We start from the raw sequence: 14927 nt of genomic DNA on the forward strand, positions 1-14927 counted from the left end.
GTTGAGCGATGTCCAAGGCAGTCCGTATTCACGCCAATGGCGGCCCCGAGGTCCTGACTTATGAAAATGCCGATCCCGGCCAGCCGGGAGAAGGCCAGATCCTGATCCGTCACACGGCGATCGGCCTCAACTTCATCGACGTTTACTATCGCTCCGGGCTTTACCCGCCACCCGGTGGTTTTCCTCTGATCCCGGGCGGCGAGGCGGCAGGCGTCGTGCTGGCGCTCGGCACCGGCGTCGACTGGCTGAAGCCGGGCGACCGCATCGCCTATGCCGTCAATGTGGGCGCCTATGCCGAGCAACGGGTGATCGCCGCCGACCGCGTGGTCAAAGTGTCGGACGGCATCAGCGACGAGCAGGCCGCGGCGATGATGCTGAAGGGCATGACGGCCGAATACCTTCTGCGCCGGACCTTCCCGGTGAAGGCCGGCGACACGATTCTTTACCACGCGGCGGCCGGCGGCGTCGGCCTCATCCTCGGCCAGTGGGCAAAGCATCTCGGCGCGACCGTGATCGGCACCGCGAGCTCCGCCGACAAGATCGAGCTTGCCCGGGCGCATGGCTTCGATCACGTCATCAACTACAAGGAGCAGGATTTCGTCGCCGGCGTCGCGGCGCTTACGGGCGGGAAGAAATGCGACGTCGTCTACGATTCCGTTGGCGCCGACACTTTTCCGGCGTCGCTCGATTGCCTGAGGCCGCTCGGCATGTTCGTCAGCTTCGGGCAGTCGTCCGGGCCGATCCCGCCTTTCTCGATGTCGCTCCTGGCGCAGAAGGGCTCGATCTACGCAACCCGGCCGACGCTGTTCGTCTACAACGCCAGGCGCGAAGATCTGGTGAAGTCGGCCGAAGCGCTTTTCGACGTGGTCAAGAGCGGCGCCGTCGAGATCAAGATCAACCAGCGCTATGCGCTGAAGGACGCCGCAAAGGCGCAAGCTGATCTCGAGGCTCGCAAGACGACGGGAACGACGGTCCTCATTCCCTAGAGCGTTTCACCGTTCACACCTTTCGGCACCATAGCCGGCTGCCTTGTTTTTCAGCGGCTTGCCGTGCCCGAAGGCATAGCTTGCCCGAAAAGCGATGCGGATTTGCCGTTGTTCTCAAGAGGTCTATCTTAGCCCTTGAGTTTCCGCAGAAATTCTTGAAGCTCTTTCAAGTTGGGTGCTGCTTTCCGATGGGAGCCGGCCGCGCATACCATGCTTTCGGGAACACAGAACATATCCGGGAAACTGGATGGGAGGCACTGTGAGTGCAAATCATGACAGGGCGAACCTGCTTGAGGTTCGTGGCCTTACCAAGATTTTCGGCGCGCTGACGGCGTGCGATCACATCGATCTCAATATCGCGAAGGGCGAGATCCACGCGCTGCTCGGCGAGAACGGCGCCGGCAAATCGACACTGGTCAAGATGCTGTTCGGATCGCTCGAACCGAACTCGGGCGAGATCTTCTGGGACGGCAAGCCGGTCAAGATCACCAGCCCGGGCGTGGCCAAGAAGCTCGGCATCGGCATGGTGTTCCAGCATTTCTCGCTGTTCGAGGCGCTGACGGCGGCCGAGAACATCGCGCTCTCGCTCAATGACGGTTCGCCGATCAGCACCATCGCGGCGAAGGCGCGGGCGCTGTCCTACAGCTATGGCCTGCCGCTCGATCCGGATTCGCTGGTCGGCGACCTTTCGGTCGGCGAGCGCCAGCGCATCGAGATCATCCGCTGCCTGCTGCAGACGCCGCAGCTCATCATTCTCGACGAGCCCACCTCGGTGCTGACACCGCAGGAAGCTGACAAGCTGTTCGAGACGCTGGAGCGCCTGCGATTGGAAGGCAAATCGATCCTCTACATCTCGCATCGGCTGGAAGAGGTCAAACGCATCTGCGACCGCGCCACGGTGCTTCGCCACGGCAAGGTCGTCGGCCACTGCAATCCGCGTGAGGAGACGGCTGCATCGCTCGCCCGCATGATGGTCGGCAGCGAGGTGAAGGCGGTGGTGCGTGCGCCGGCCGAAGGTATCGAAACGGCGCCGGCGCTCTTGGAAATCCGCGGCCTCAGCCGCAAGCCGGCGACGCCCTTCGCCATCCCGCTCAAGAACATCAATCTCAGCGTGCGCGCCGGCGAAGTGATCGGCATCGCTGGTGTGGCCGGCAACGGCCAGGGCGAGTTCTTCGAATCCGTCTCCGGCGAGGTGCTGCAGCAGGATACCGGTTCCGTGCGCATCCGCGGCAAGGATGCCGGAGGCCTGCCGATCACCGGTCGCCGCTTGATGGGGGCCGCCTTCGTGCCCGAAGAGCGCCTGGGTCATGGCGCGGCGCCGCGCATGAAGCTTTCGGAAAACCTGCTTCTGTCCCGCCACGCCACCGACGGCAAGGCTTTCGTCGGCTCGGCCGGCATGGTCAGGAGCGGCGCGGTTTACAGCGCCGCCCAGCGCATCATCAAAGCCATGGACGTGCGCAAAAGCGCGCCCGATCCAGAGGCGGCAGCACTTTCGGGCGGCAATCTGCAGAAATTCATCGTCGGTCGCGAGCTCGACCGCAAGCCGAGCGTCATGGTCGTCAACCAGCCGACCTGGGGCGTCGATGCCGGTGCCGCCGCGCACATCCGCCAGGCCCTGATCGAGCTTGCCCGCAGCGGCTCGGCGGTCCTCGTCATCAGCCAGGACCTCGACGAATTGTTCGAGCTGTCGGACGCGATCGCCGTCATGCACAACGGAGAATTGTCGACGCCGCTGCCGATCGCCGACGCGACTTTCGAGAAGATCGGCCTGTTGATGGGCGGCGCCGAACCCGGCCACGCCGAACACAGCCTGGAGGTGGCATGATGCGCATCGAACTCGTCAAACGCCCGCAGCGCTCGGCGCTGTTCTCGGTGCTGTCGCCCTTTATCGCCTTCGCGCTGACGATGATCGCCGGCGCCATCATGTTCGCCTTGCTCGGCGTCAATCCGCTCAATGCCTTCGAGATCTACTTCGTCGAGCCGATCAGCCAGGTCTGGCAGCTGCATGAGCTTGCGATCAAGGCGGCTCCGCTGATCCTGATCGCGGTCGGCCTGTCGGTCTGCTACAAGGCCAACATCTGGAACATCGGCGCCGAAGGGCAATTCATTTTCGGCGCGATCTTCGGCTCGATCATCCCGGTGCTGTTCCCGCAATTTGAAGGTCCGCTGGTGATCCCGCTGATGCTTCTGCTGGGCATGGTCGGCGGTGCCTTCTACGCATCGATCCCGGCGCTTTTGAAGACCCGCTTCAGCACCAATGAGATCCTCACAAGCCTGATGCTGGTCTATGTCGCGCAGCTCTTTCTCGACTGGCTGGTGCGCGGTCCGTGGCGCGATCCGCAAGGCCACGGCTTCCCACAGACCATCCAGTTCGGCGATTCCGCTGTGCTGCCCGAGCTGATGCCCGATGCCGGCCGCGCCAATTGGGGCTTCGTCTTTGCCCTGGTGGCCGCCGTGGCGATCTGGCTGATGATGAGCCGCATGCTGAAAGGTTTCGAGGTGCGCGTTCTGGGCTCAAGCCCGAGGGCAGGGCGCTTCGCCGGCTTCGGGTTCAACCGGATGGTGTTCTTCACCTTCCTTCTGTCCGGGGCGCTCGCCGGTCTGGCAGGCATCTCCGAAGTCTCCGGCGCCATCGGCCAGTTGCAGCCGGTGATCTCGCCCGGATACGGCTTCACCGCCATCATCGTTGCCTTCCTTGGTCGCCTCAATCCGCTGGGCATCGTGGCCGCGGGCCTCGTGCTGGCGCTGACCTATCTGGGCGGCGAGGCGGTGCAGAGCGCGCTCGGCATCTCCGACAAGGTGGCGCGCGTCTTCCAGGGCATGCTTTTGTTCTTCGTGCTCGGCTGCGACACGCTCATCCATTACCGCATTCGGCTGATCGGCATGGCGCTGACGAAGCCGAACGGCGCTGCGCAACTCGAAGCAGCGCCCAAGCTCGGAGAGGCCCGCTGATGGACATCACCGTCAACATCCTTTTGACCATCGCGACCGCGGCGACGCCGCTTCTGATCGCGGCGATCGGCGAGCTGGTGGTCGAGCGCTCCGGCGTGCTCAATCTCGGCGTCGAGGGCATGATGATCATGGGCGCCGTCGGTGGCTTCGGCGCCGGCTACCTCACCGGGTCGCCGTGGATCGGCCTGCTTGCCGCCATCATCGCCGGCGCGCTGTTTTCGCTGCTGTTTGCCGTCATGACGCTGTCGCTCGCGACCAACCAGGTGGCGACCGGCCTGTCGCTGACACTGCTCGGCCTCGGCCTCTCCGGCATGATCGGCACCAGCTTCGTCGGCCAGCCGGGCGTGAGATTGCCAAATCTCGACATCCCGGTGATCAGCTCGATCCCGGTCGTCGGCAAGCTGATCTTCGGCCAGGATCCGGTCTTCTACATCTCGATCGCGCTGACCGCGGCGGTGATGTGGTTCCTGTTCAGGACACGCACGGGGCTTACGCTGCGCTCGATCGGTGACAGCCATACGTCGGCGCACGCGCTCGGTATCAAGGTCATCCGCTACCGTTATCTGGCCGTGATCTTCGGCGGCGCCTGCGCCGGCCTGGCCGGCGGACACCTGTCGCTGGTCTACACGCCGCAATGGGTCGAGAACATGAGCGCGGGCCGCGGCTGGATCGCGTTGGCGCTGGTGGTGTTCGCGTCCTGGCGCCCGTGGCGGGTGCTGGCCGGCGCCTATATCTTCGGCGCGGTGTGGATCGGCCAGCTTCATGCACAGGCTTTTGGCATTCCGGTGCCTTCGCAGTTTCTTTCTTCGCTGCCCTATCTGGCAACCATCGTGGTTCTCGTTCTAATCTCCCGCAACAAGCGGCTGACGATGATGAACACGCCGGCTTCGTTGGGGCAGCCATTCGTTCCGGATCGTTGACAACAACAAAAAGACGGGAAGCTCCAAGGCTTAACTCAGAGAGGTAACACAATGAAAAAACTGCTTATTGCGTTGATGACCACGACTGCGGCCCTGTCGCTGGCGGCAACCGCCGAGGCCGCCGGCAAGCTCAAGGCCTGCTGGGTCTATACGGGTCCGATCGGCGACTTCGGCTATTCCTACCAGCACGACCAGGGCCGCCTCGAGGTCGAGAAGGCGCTCGGCGACAAGGTCGAGACCGCCTATCTCGAAAACGTGTCGGAAGGTCCCGACGCCGACCGCGCTTTCGAGCGCCTGGCGCGCGAGAACTGCAAGATCGTCTTCGGCACGTCATTCGGCTTCATGGATGCCGAGGTGAAGGTCGCCAAGAAGTTCCCCAAGGTGATGTTCGAGCATGCAACCGGCTTCAAGACCGGCGACAACCTCGGCATCTACAACGCCCGCTTCTATGAGGGCCGCTACGTGCTCGGCCAGATCGCGGCCAAGGAATCGAAGAAGGGCCTCGCCGGCTACATCGTCTCCTTCCCGATCCCGGAAGTGGTGATGGGCATCAATTCCTTCATCCTCGGCGCGCAGTCGATCAATCCCGACTTCAAGGTGAAGATCGTGTGGGTGAATTCCTGGTTCGATCCGGGCAAGGAAGCCGACGCCGCCAAGGCGCTGTTCGACCAGGGCGCCGACATCATCGTCCAGCACACCGACTCGACCGCCGCGCTGCAGGTCGCCGAGGAGCGCAAGCTGCATGGTTTCGGCCAGTCGTCCGACATGATCAAGTTCGCGCCCAACGCGCAGCTGACCTCGCTGACCGATGAATGGGGCCCGTATTACATCAGCCGCGTCCAGGCCGCGCTCGACGGCACCTGGAAGCCGGACAATGTGTGGCTGGGCATCAAGGACGGCGCGGTCAAGCTCGCGCCCTACACCAACATGCCCGACGACGTGAAGGCGATGGCGGAAGCCACCGAGAAGAAGATCGCCGGCGGTTGGAATCCCTTCACCGGACCGATCGCCAAGCAGGATGGCTCGCCCTGGCTGAAGGACGGTGAGGTCGCCGACGACGGCACGCTGCTCGGCATGAATTTCTACGTCAAGGGCATCGACGACAAGCTGCCGCAATAAGCGACAAGTTACTGATATCAAAAAGAAAAGGGCGCCGTTCGGCGCCCTTTTTCATTTGGCATGCCTCGCTGTCGGCGACGATCAGACCGCCGAGCCGTAAAGATCGTAAGCGTCCGCCCGGTCGATCTTGACGGTGACGATCTCGCCGGCGCGCAGCGGCCGCCGCGACTGGATGTGCACCGAGCCGTCGATCTCCGGCGCGTCGTATTTGGTGCGGCCCTTGGCCGATGTGCCGTGCGCCTCGTCGATCAGCACCGGCAAGCGCTTGCCGACTTTTTTGGCGAGCTGCGTTGCCGAGATCTTCTGCTGGCGCTGCATGAAACGGTGCCAGCGCGCTTCCTTGACCTCCTGAGGCACCTGCTCGAGCCCGAGGTCGTTGGAGCGCGCGCCCTTGACCGGTTCGTATTTGAAGCAGCCGGCGCGGTCGATCTTTGCTTCGTCCAGCCAGTCGAGCAGCATCTGGAAATCGTCTTCGGTCTCGCCGGGGAAACCGACGATGAAAGTCGAACGGATCGCGAGGTCCGGGCAGACGTCGCGCCAGCCGCGGATGCGCTCCAGCGTCTTTTCGCCATGGGCGGGACGGCGCATGTTCTTCAGCACCTGCGGCGAGGCGTGCTGGAAGGGAATGTCGAGATAGGGAAGGATCTTTCCTTTCGCCATCAGCGGAATGACGTCGGCGACATGCGGGTAGGGGTACACATAATGCATGCGTATCCAGATGCCGAGCTTGCCGAGCTCCTCGGCGAGGTCGAGGAATTTCGCCCGCACCTCGCGGTCGCCGAACATCGACGTCTGGTATTTGATGTCGATGCCGTAGGCGCTGGTGTCCTGCGAGATGACGAGGATCTCCTTGACGCCGGCCTTGGCGAGCTTCTCGGCCTCGCGCAGCACGTCCGCGGCCGGGCGCGAGACGAGATCGCCGCGCAGCGCCGGGATGATGCAGAAGGTGCAGCGGTTGTTGCAGCCTTCGGAGATCTTCAGATAGGCGTAGTGGCGCGGCGTGAGCTTCACGCCCTGCGGCGGCAACAGGTCGACATAGGGATCGTGGCTGGGGGGAGCGGCCTCATGCACCGCCGCCATCACGCTCTCATAGGCCTGCGGACCAGTGATCGCCAGCACATTGGGATGCTTCTCACGGATGACCTCCGGCTCGGCGCCGAGGCAGCCGGTGACGATGACGCGACCGTTTTCGGAAAGGGCGGAGCCGATGGCATTGAGCGACTCGTCGCGCGCGGAATCGAGGAAGCCGCAAGTGTTGACAACGACGAGGTCGGCGCCGTCATGCTTGCGCGCGATCTCGTAGCCTTCGGCGCGGAGCCGCGTGATGATGCGCTCGGAATCGACGAGCGCTTTCGGGCATCCGAGACTGACGAAACTGACGCGTGGGGCGGACATAAATTTTGTTTTCCAAGAGGTGAGAGCGAGATCGAGGATTGAGCCTCAGGCTCTTAAGATCGATCTACGGCGCTCGGCTTTGAGCCATTTCGCGCGGCGCAATAGCACGCTTCGGCCCAGAAGCAAACCTGCCGGTCGGCCGGGGCAAGAGACGCGCCGGCAACGTATCCTCTTAACGAGCGTCAGTGGCCGTCCGGTCCGAACCAGGGCGTCAGGAAGGCAAAATGGTCGGGAAACTGTTGCACGGCGCCTCCGAGCAGCATGTTGATCGCCACGTACAAGATGATCAGCAGGCCGATATAGGCGATCCAGCGATACCTGTGCAGCAAACGCGCGACAAAGGAAGCGGCAAAACCCATCAGGGCGATCGAAAGGGCCAGCCCGATGATCAGCACGGTCGGATGCTTCATGGCGGCGCCGGCGACCGCGAGCACGTTGTCGAGCGACATCGAGACGTCGGCTATGACGATCTGCCAGGCCGCCTGCGAGAAGCTCTTGCGCGGCGTCTTGCCGGCGATCCTGCCATCCTTGTTGTAGTCGCCGTTCGACAGCGCCTCGGTCGCGTCGCGCTCATCCTCATGGCTGACGCGCAATTCGCGCCACATCTTCCAGCACACCCACAGAAGGAGCAGCCCGCCGGCGATAAGCAGCATCGGGCCGATGCTCAGCAACCATTGCGTGATCAAGGCAAAGATGATGCGCAGGACAGTGGCCGCCGCGATGCCGACAAGGATGGCGCGCTTGCGCTGATCCGCAGGAAGGCCGGCTGCCGCGAGGCCGATCACAATTGCGTTGTCGCCGGCGAGGGCGAGATCGATTGCGACGACCTGGAGGAGAGCTGAAAGGCCTGCGGCAGTGAATATTTCCATCGACTAGAAATCCTTGCCTGAAATGAGCGTAGCCCTTTACCCGGACGGGCCTAAAGGCATGGTCCACCGGCGTCAAGCCGCAGGCTCGGACATTGCCGGAAAACAACGTCGCCGGCGCAAGCCCTCAAGGATTTCGCGTGGTTGCCGGCAAGGGGCGCGGCCGAAAACTAGTCGTAGAGATTATATTTGGCCCAGTCGGATTCCGGGATTTCGTCGCCGATCTTGTAGCGGAACTGCAGCACCTGCATGTGGTCCGGCGCGGTCAGGCATTTGAACTTCAGCCGGTACCATTGGCCCTTGCTGCGGAAGGCGGCGCCGGAGCTCTTGATGGCATCGACGCTCATCTGCGGCGTGGCGAAGGCGTAGGCCACGACGCGGTCGGCCTTGTAGCTGCGATCGTCGTGACTGATCCGGTCGAGCACTTCGGCGTCACACCGCTGCTCGAGGCGAGTCTGCGGGTCGAGTTTCATCAGGCCGGCGCGCAACGCATTATCCATCGCCTTGGCCGGTAAGGCCAGCGTCAGCGACGCCAGAACCATCAGGCAGAGCTTTCTCATGGGCGCGACAAGCAGCATATTTTGTCCGAGAAATCAAATAAACGCTCTTTCACCAACCGTTGACCACCTTGCCGGTGCGCGGAGACGCTCCCGGTGCGATTATGGCAACGATAGCGTAGCAGAAATCCGGTGCGTCAGCGCAGTTTGACTGAAGGCGCGTTGCTCACCGCGCGTCGCCAAGCGGCCGGCCGTGCTCCAGGTTTTGCCGAGCTCGAAATTGATCTCGGCCTCCACGCAGAATCGCTTAGTTTCCTTTTCGCGGCTTGGTGTCTTGTGGGTAGGGGCAATTCCCTCCGCCTAGCCTGTCGGAGAAGTGATGAAAGACTGCTGCTTGTAATTGGATTCACGTTGATTGCTTCGGGCGCTTCCGCCTCGGGCATGGGGGTTTCATTTCAATGAGGGCCGACCAAAAAGTGCTTCGACCCGAAGTCACCCCCAATAACGCTATCGGGTGTTCCCAGCGGAACCGCAAAACTTCAAATAAGAATGACCGACAGTAATTCTGCGTTTGAACATGGCGGCGGAACGGTCGCTTATAAAGGACAAACGTCATTGCCGTACGGGGAGTTTCGGTACAAAGGGCCGTGCCCGGATAGTGGAACTCATTTCTACAACATCACCGTGAAGGCGGTGGATGCGTCAGGAAAAGTGTTGGCTAGCGGCTCCGCTTCGCAGCCGTTTTCCTCAAAATGATCTGAGTGTTGGCCGCTCCGCACCTTGGTCGGGGCGACCCCTTGTTCAAGCTAGCGCTACAACACGCACCCGTGCATCGCTTGCAGAAGGTCATCGTGGCTTTTCAAGTCGGCGAGGATGTCGCGGATCGAACCCATCCGGACATTGCCCGCCTCGTCCTTGCCCACGGGATCACCGTGTCCATGTCGACGGCGCCCGACCGCTGACCAACTTCATGGACTATGACTTGGGATATTTCGACGACGAGACATGCAGGCTCGAACCGCTCCAAAACACTTTCGGGCCAAAAGTGTTACCCATGTCTCCGGTATAAACCGTAACCTATGTGTCCGGGTCGGACAGGGGTTGACTGGCGGAGGGAGTGGGATTCGAACCCACGGTGAACTTGCGCCCACGCCGGTTTTCAAGACCGGTGCCTTAAACCGCTCGGCCATCCCTCCATCGTGATCTTCACGAGGCGCCGTCCCGTTGGCCGCGAGGGCCATGTCGAAAGGGCTGCGAGCCATGCTCTAGTTCGTCGCGCAAAGACCTGTCAATCACCAGGAGCCAATCTGGAGGAAAGGACCGGCGCTGGAGAACCGCGAGCATTCCATCCACCGACGTTGACAATTCGGCCAAAGGTCGGCCAATCTCGGTTTGCTAATATATTCAGGCAGGGGGAAATCATGAAGAAAAGCTACGAGAAGCCGATTCTGACGAAGCGCGAGATGCTGTCGCGTGCGACCGCACAGCAGGCTCCGTCCGAACCACCACCGCCGCCGCCGGCATAACTTGCTTTCGGCTTCCTCCCGCACGGTTCACTGCGGTGGCAAAACCTTGTGGAAGCGGCGCAGGCAGCATGCGGGGGCGCCTTGCCATAATCTTGCCCTGTTGCGGCCATAATCGATTAACATCGTGATAAGCAATTCCTGTGCAAAAAGGATTGGGGATCAAGGTGTTGGCCTGACGGGCGACTTCTGGCTCCGTCGGGTGTGGCACGGTAGGGGACAATCGAAAATATGCAGACTCCGGCGCGCCCGCGTCTTCGTCGCGCTTCTGCTTTCGCCCTGTGCGCCCTTTCGGGCCTGCTTCTGGCTGCCTGCGCCTCACAACCTGAGCCGAAGGGGATGGTCTACAAGAAGGCCCGCTCCAAGGAATATTTCGCGGAATCCGAATATGGCGTGAAGGCGAGCCCGCGCGTCCAATTCATGAGGCGCGGCGGCGGCCGCGACCAGCTCGGCAAGCCCTATCAGGTGCGCGGCAAGTGGTATTATCCCAAGGAAGATAAGAAGGGCTTCACCAAGGTCGGGCTGGCCTCATGGTATGGCGACGCCTTCCACGGCCGTCTGACCGCCAATGGCGAAGTCTATGACATGACGCATCTGACGGCGGCGCATCCGACGATGCCGCTGCCGAGCTATGCCCGCGTCACCAATCTGGAGACCGGCAGCTCGGTGATCGTGCGCGTCAACGACCGCGGTCCCTATCATGAAGGCCGTATCATCGACGTCTCCGAACGCGCGGCGCAGATGCTCGACTATGACAAGGTCGGCACCGCCAAGGTCAAAGTCGAATATGTCGGCCGCGCGCCGCTCGACGGCGACGACGACCAGTATCTGGTGGCCTCCTACCATCCCGGCAACAACCGCCCGGATCCGTCCGACGGCCTGCCGACCGGCGTGATGGTGGCCATGAACGGCCCGTCGCCGAGCTTGTCAGCAGGCGCGCCGCCGGCCGCCGTGCCGTTCCCTGGGCAGTTGACCAATTCAGGCCAGGCCTTCGCCGCGAAGCCGGGCCTGTCGGAGCAGCCGACCGTGCAGCCGGCGGCATTCCAGGTGCAAGGCGCCGGCGATGTCGCGCTGCCCGATTTCGGACCGATCGTGCCGGAACGGCCGGATCTCGGTCTTCCCGCGAACTCGCCTTTCGCCATGGCTTCGCTGTCTTACGCGGATGAGCGGGTGAAGCGCGCCGATGTCTTTGCCGCGCTCGATTCCGGCGGCATGTCGCCGGCCGATATTCTTCAGTCGTGGAAGAAGTCGAACCGCCAGGAACAGGCGCCTGCGACCGACTATGTCGCCGCCGGTTCCTTCGACCAAGCCGCGGAGGCAAAGCGCGTGGCCGCGGCGCTCAAGCCGTTCGGCCGGACCGAGATCCAGCGCACCGAGCTCGACGGCAATGACTGGTATGCGGTCAATGTCTATCCGGACGGCCACGGCAGCATCGACGACCTGCTTCAGGCAGCCTGGTCACATGGCGCGCCGGACGCGCTGGTTGTGCGTAACTGATCAAATTTGCGGTGCCGGCGATCCGGCCGTAAAAAACCCTGATAGCTTAGGCACGGGGTAGTCTTTGCGCAATTCGGGCGAAAGCCACTCGGCGTCGCCGGTATTGCTCAGATTGGGTCGACATTTCATGCAACTGCGCATTCTTCCGCCTTTCGCCAGCCTTCTGGGATTGGTGCTGGTGTTGCTTTGTGCCGTTCCGGCGAACGCGCAGCTTTTCGAAACCAAGGCGACGCAGGCGTTCATGATCGATGCCGACACCGGCACTGTGCTCTTCGCCAAGGACCCCGACAAGCCGATTCCGCCGGCCTCGATGGCCAAGCTGATGACGATGGAAATGGTCTTCAACGCCATCAAATCGAAGCGCATGACGCTCGACGACACTTTCGTCGTCAGCGAAAACGCCTGGCGCACCGGCGGCGCTCCGTCCGGTACCTCGACCATGTTCGCCAAGCTCAAATCCGCGGTCCGCGTCGAGGACCTGATCCAGGGCGTCACCGTGCAGGCGGCCAATGATGGTTGTATCGTGCTCGCCGAAGGCATGGCCGGGTCGGAGGCGAATTTCGCCGCGCAGATGACGGATCGCGCCCGCCAGCTCGGCCTTCGGAAATCGACCTTCGTCAATTCGACCGGCCTGCCGGCCGACGGGCAACAGACGACGGTGCGCGAACTGACGATGCTGGCGCTGCATCTGTGGCGCGACTATCCGGAATTCTTCCACTATTACGGCCAGCCGGACTTCACCTGGAACAAGATCTCGCAGAAGAACCGCAACCCGCTGATTGCCATGGGCATCGAAGCAGACGGCTTCGTGGCCGGCGCCAGTGAGCAGGCGGGCTTCGGCCTGGTCGGCACGGTCAGCCACGACGGCGTCCGCGTGATCGCCGCGCTCACTGGGCTGGCGAATGACCGCGAACGCTCGGAAGAGGCGCGCAAGCTGCTCGAATGGGGCTCGCGGTCATTCCAGAAGACCGAGATCTTCGCCAAGGACGAGGTGGTCGGGAAAGCGCAGGTTTTCGGCGGCGCCAAGTCCGATCTGGCCTTGAAAGCCAAAGGCCCCGTGGACATCTTTCTGCCGATAGCCAACCGCGACAAGCTGACCGCCAGAATCGTCTACCAGGGTCCGGTATCGGCGCCCGTCCAGGAGGGGCAACCTGTCGGGGAATTGCGCGTTTGGATAGGCGATACGCTGAGCCAGCAGACGCCGCTCTATGCGGCCGAGTCGGTGAAAGTGGGCACGCTGCCGCAGCGTGCGCTCGACGCGGCCAAGGAACTCGCTGTCGGCTGGCTGCGTCAGAAACATTTGTGATTGGGCAAGTTCGTGGACCTTTTGCCGGACGGGAGCTATGACAGCGGCCAGCACGAGCAGAGGCAGTCTCGATTGGCGAGCGGGTTTTTCATCACCTTCGAGGGCGGCGAAGGAGCAGGCAAGTCGACGCAGATCGAGCGGCTGGCGCGGCGCATGCGCGCCAAGAAATACGAGGTCCTGGTCAGCCGCGAGCCGGGTGGATCGCCCGGTGCCGAGGCCGTAAGACATGTGCTTCTGTCGGGGGCGGCCGAGCCGTTCGGCCCGAAGATGGAGGCGATCCTGTTCGCCGCCGCGCGCTCCGACCATGTCGAGCAGGTCATCCGGCCGGCGGTCGAGCGCGGCTCGATCGTGCTATGCGACCGTTTCATCGATTCCTCGCGCGTCTACCAGGGCGTCACCGGCGGGCTCGATGCCGATTTCATGAAGGCGCTGGAGGCTGTGGCCATCAACGGCATGATGCCGGACATGACGCTGATCTTCGACATCGATCCCGCCGAAGGCCTGAAGCGAGCGGCCGCACGGCGCGGGGCAGGGGATGCCGCCGATCGCTTCGAGAAGGAGACTTTGGCCATCCACAGGCGACGGCGCGAGGCTTTCCTGGCCATCGCCGCGGCGGAACCGGAGCGCTGCGTCGTCATCGACGCCTCCGCCGATCCCGATACGGTGGAGAATGTCGTCACCGCTGCCGTCTTCGCGGCGCTGGAAGAGCGGATGCCGGCGCAAAAGATTGAGACGGCGCCGGCATGATCTTCGAACGCATCGCCCCTGAACAGCACGACACGCTGGACGGCGTGCCCGAGCCCGCCGAAACGCCGCGGCTGATCGGCCATGCGACGGCGGCCGGGATGCTTGCCGGCGCCTACCGCGCCGGCAAGCTGCCGCATGCCCTGATTTTCGCCGGGCCGCAAGGCATCGGCAAGGCGACGCTCGCCTTCCACATCGCGCACCATCTTCTGAGATATCCGGATTTCAAGACGGCGCCCGAAACGCTCGCCGTTCCCGATCCGGCTTCGTCGCTGTTTCGCCAGATCGCCACCGGAGCGCATCCGGGTGTGCTGCACCTGACGCGCCCAGCCAACGACAAGACCAAGAGCTTCAAGACGGTGCTGACCGTCGACGAGATCCGCAAGGTCAGCCGCTTCCTGTCGATGACCTCGCATGACGGCAGCTACCGCGTGGTCATCGTCGACCCGGCCGACGACATGAACACCAATGCCGCCAACGCGCTGCTCAAGAACCTCGAGGAGCCGCCGGCGCGCACTTTGTTCGTTCTGATCGTGCATGCGCCGGGCAGCCTGTTGCCGACGATCCGCTCACGCTGCCAGGTGGTGCGTTTGGCGCTTCTGGCCGCTGACGAGCTGATGGCGGTGCTGGAGAATGTCGAGCCGCCGCCGCCGGACGAGCCGGCCGCGCGCGCGGCACTCGCCGAGCGGGCAGGAGGCAGCGCCCGCAATGCGATCCTGCTCACCCAATATGGCGGGCTGGAGATCGCCGGCGCGCTCGATGCGCTGGTGGCGGCCCGGAAGCCGGACATCGCTGGCGCGCATCGCCTTGCCGAGGCCGTGGCGGGGCGCGACCAGGAGATCCAGTTCGACATCTTCAACCGCCGCGCGCTCGACCTGCTTTCGGCCGCCGCCAGCGAAGCGGCGTTGTCCGGCGACCTCGCCAGAGCCAAAACGCTGTCCGAGGCTTGGCACGAGGCGCTGAACACGATATCTGAGGCTGAGACTTACAACCTCGACAAGAAGCAGCACGCCCTGACCATGATCGACCGCCTGAATTCTGCGATGCGAATGTGACGGCTCGTTCGATGCATGCCGTTGGCCCAGTTTCGGGCGGCATGCATTGGCCTCGGGATGGCAATCG

13 protein-coding genes and 1 tRNA gene are annotated in these 14927 nt (G+C 63.1%); 10 read left to right on the forward strand and 4 right to left on the reverse strand.

What is annotated here, in order from left to right:
* Nucleotides 1-8: 8 nt before the first annotated feature.
* The 5 genes from RFM41_RS10415 to RFM41_RS10435 all read left to right on the forward strand — a co-directional run bounded on the left by RFM41_RS10415 (nucleotide 9) and on the right by RFM41_RS10435 (nucleotide 5977).
* Complete coding sequence (locus RFM41_RS10415; RefSeq protein ID WP_320245163.1) at nucleotides 9-986, forward strand: quinone oxidoreductase family protein; 978 nt, start codon at nucleotides 9-11, stop codon at nucleotides 984-986.
* 247 nt (nucleotides 987-1233) lie between these two features.
* Nucleotides 1234-2811, forward strand: coding sequence for an ABC transporter ATP-binding protein (locus RFM41_RS10420; protein WP_320245164.1), 1578 nt, complete (start codon nucleotides 1234-1236; stop codon nucleotides 2809-2811).
* Entirely contained in the window at nucleotides 2808-3938 is a 1131-nt protein-coding gene (locus tag RFM41_RS10425) for an ABC transporter permease (RefSeq protein ID WP_320245165.1), read from the forward strand. Before RFM41_RS10420 ends, RFM41_RS10425 begins: the two co-directional genes overlap by 4 nt.
* Nucleotides 3938-4858, forward strand: a complete 921-nt coding sequence (locus RFM41_RS10430) for an ABC transporter permease (protein WP_320245166.1) — start codon at nucleotides 3938-3940, stop codon at nucleotides 4856-4858. The genes RFM41_RS10425 and RFM41_RS10430 overlap by 1 nt, the downstream gene beginning before the upstream one ends.
* A 51-nt stretch (nucleotides 4859-4909) precedes the next feature.
* Nucleotides 4910-5977 carry a BMP family ABC transporter substrate-binding protein gene (locus RFM41_RS10435; protein ID WP_320245167.1) on the forward strand — a complete coding sequence of 356 codons (1068 nt, stop codon included), beginning with the start codon at nucleotides 4910-4912 and terminating at the stop codon, nucleotides 5975-5977.
* A gap of 81 nt (nucleotides 5978-6058) precedes the next feature.
* On the opposite strand, the gene rimO is transcribed toward RFM41_RS10435, so the two are convergent.
* The 4 genes from rimO to RFM41_RS10460 all read right to left on the reverse strand — a co-directional run bounded on the left by rimO (nucleotide 6059) and on the right by RFM41_RS10460 (nucleotide 9931).
* Nucleotides 6059-7372, reverse strand: coding sequence for a 30S ribosomal protein S12 methylthiotransferase RimO (gene rimO / locus RFM41_RS10440; protein ID WP_320245168.1), 1314 nt, complete (start codon nucleotides 7370-7372; stop codon nucleotides 6059-6061).
* 182 nt (nucleotides 7373-7554) lie between these two features.
* The gene (locus RFM41_RS10445; protein WP_320245169.1) at nucleotides 7555-8241 is read right to left on the reverse strand and encodes a TerC family protein; all 687 of its coding nucleotides are present in this window, start codon (nucleotides 8239-8241) and stop codon (nucleotides 7555-7557) included.
* A 167-nt stretch (nucleotides 8242-8408) separates the two neighbouring features.
* Nucleotides 8409-8816 carry a DUF930 domain-containing protein gene (locus RFM41_RS10450; protein ID WP_320245170.1) on the reverse strand — a complete coding sequence of 136 codons (408 nt, stop codon included), beginning with the start codon at nucleotides 8814-8816 and terminating at the stop codon, nucleotides 8409-8411.
* 1025 nt (nucleotides 8817-9841) lie between these two features.
* Nucleotides 9842-9931: transfer RNA gene (locus tag RFM41_RS10460), tRNA-Ser, on the reverse strand.
* 225 nt (nucleotides 9932-10156) lie between these two features.
* Here RFM41_RS10460 and RFM41_RS10465 point away from each other — a divergent pair.
* The 5 genes from RFM41_RS10465 (at nucleotide 10157) to RFM41_RS10485 (ending at nucleotide 14860) form a co-directional block, all read left to right on the forward strand.
* Entirely contained in the window at nucleotides 10157-10261 is a 105-nt protein-coding gene (locus tag RFM41_RS10465) for a putative RiPP precursor (RefSeq protein ID WP_320245171.1), read from the forward strand.
* A gap of 228 nt (nucleotides 10262-10489) precedes the next feature.
* Nucleotides 10490-11755 carry a septal ring lytic transglycosylase RlpA family protein gene (locus RFM41_RS10470; RefSeq protein WP_320245172.1) on the forward strand — a complete coding sequence of 422 codons (1266 nt, stop codon included), beginning with the start codon at nucleotides 10490-10492 and terminating at the stop codon, nucleotides 11753-11755.
* Between the two features lie 127 nt (nucleotides 11756-11882).
* Nucleotides 11883-13061, forward strand: a complete 1179-nt coding sequence (locus RFM41_RS10475) for a D-alanyl-D-alanine carboxypeptidase family protein (RefSeq protein WP_320245173.1) — start codon at nucleotides 11883-11885, stop codon at nucleotides 13059-13061.
* Between the two features lie 72 nt (nucleotides 13062-13133).
* Nucleotides 13134-13808 (forward strand): dTMP kinase, encoded by a 675-nt coding sequence (gene tmk, locus RFM41_RS10480; RefSeq protein WP_320245485.1) that lies wholly within the window; start codon nucleotides 13134-13136, stop codon nucleotides 13806-13808.
* Nucleotides 13805-14860, forward strand: a complete 1056-nt coding sequence (locus RFM41_RS10485) for a DNA polymerase III subunit delta' (protein WP_320245174.1) — start codon at nucleotides 13805-13807, stop codon at nucleotides 14858-14860. Before tmk ends, RFM41_RS10485 begins: the two co-directional genes overlap by 4 nt.
* Nucleotides 14861-14927 lie beyond the last annotated feature (67 nt).

This window comes from Mesorhizobium vachelliae (assembly GCF_033977325.1).
Taxonomy (GTDB): Bacteria; Pseudomonadota; Alphaproteobacteria; order Rhizobiales; family Rhizobiaceae; genus Mesorhizobium; species Mesorhizobium vachelliae.

Excerpts from the sequence above, each read along its gene's own strand:
- RFM41_RS10415 (WP_320245163.1), top strand. The coding sequence starts at position 9 with ATGTCCAAGGCAGTCCGTATTCACGCCAATGGCGGCCCCGAGGTCCTG.
- RFM41_RS10420 (WP_320245164.1), top strand. The coding sequence starts at position 1,234 with ATGGGAGGCACTGTGAGTGCAAATCATGACAGGGCGAACCTGCTTGAG.
- RFM41_RS10425 (WP_320245165.1), top strand. The coding sequence starts at position 2,808 with ATGATGCGCATCGAACTCGTCAAACGCCCGCAGCGCTCGGCGCTGTTC.
- RFM41_RS10430 (WP_320245166.1), top strand. The coding sequence starts at position 3,938 with ATGGACATCACCGTCAACATCCTTTTGACCATCGCGACCGCGGCGACG.
- RFM41_RS10435 (WP_320245167.1), top strand. The coding sequence starts at position 4,910 with ATGAAAAAACTGCTTATTGCGTTGATGACCACGACTGCGGCCCTGTCG.
- rimO (WP_320245168.1), bottom strand. The coding sequence starts at position 7,372 with ATGTCCGCCCCACGCGTCAGTTTCGTCAGTCTCGGATGCCCGAAAGCG.
- RFM41_RS10445 (WP_320245169.1), bottom strand. The coding sequence starts at position 8,241 with ATGGAAATATTCACTGCCGCAGGCCTTTCAGCTCTCCTCCAGGTCGTC.
- RFM41_RS10450 (WP_320245170.1), bottom strand. The coding sequence starts at position 8,816 with ATGCTGCTTGTCGCGCCCATGAGAAAGCTCTGCCTGATGGTTCTGGCG.
- RFM41_RS10465 (WP_320245171.1), top strand. The coding sequence starts at position 10,157 with ATGAAGAAAAGCTACGAGAAGCCGATTCTGACGAAGCGCGAGATGCTG.
- RFM41_RS10470 (WP_320245172.1), top strand. The coding sequence starts at position 10,490 with ATGCAGACTCCGGCGCGCCCGCGTCTTCGTCGCGCTTCTGCTTTCGCC.
- RFM41_RS10475 (WP_320245173.1), top strand. The coding sequence starts at position 11,883 with ATGCAACTGCGCATTCTTCCGCCTTTCGCCAGCCTTCTGGGATTGGTG.
- RFM41_RS10485 (WP_320245174.1), top strand. The coding sequence starts at position 13,805 with ATGATCTTCGAACGCATCGCCCCTGAACAGCACGACACGCTGGACGGC.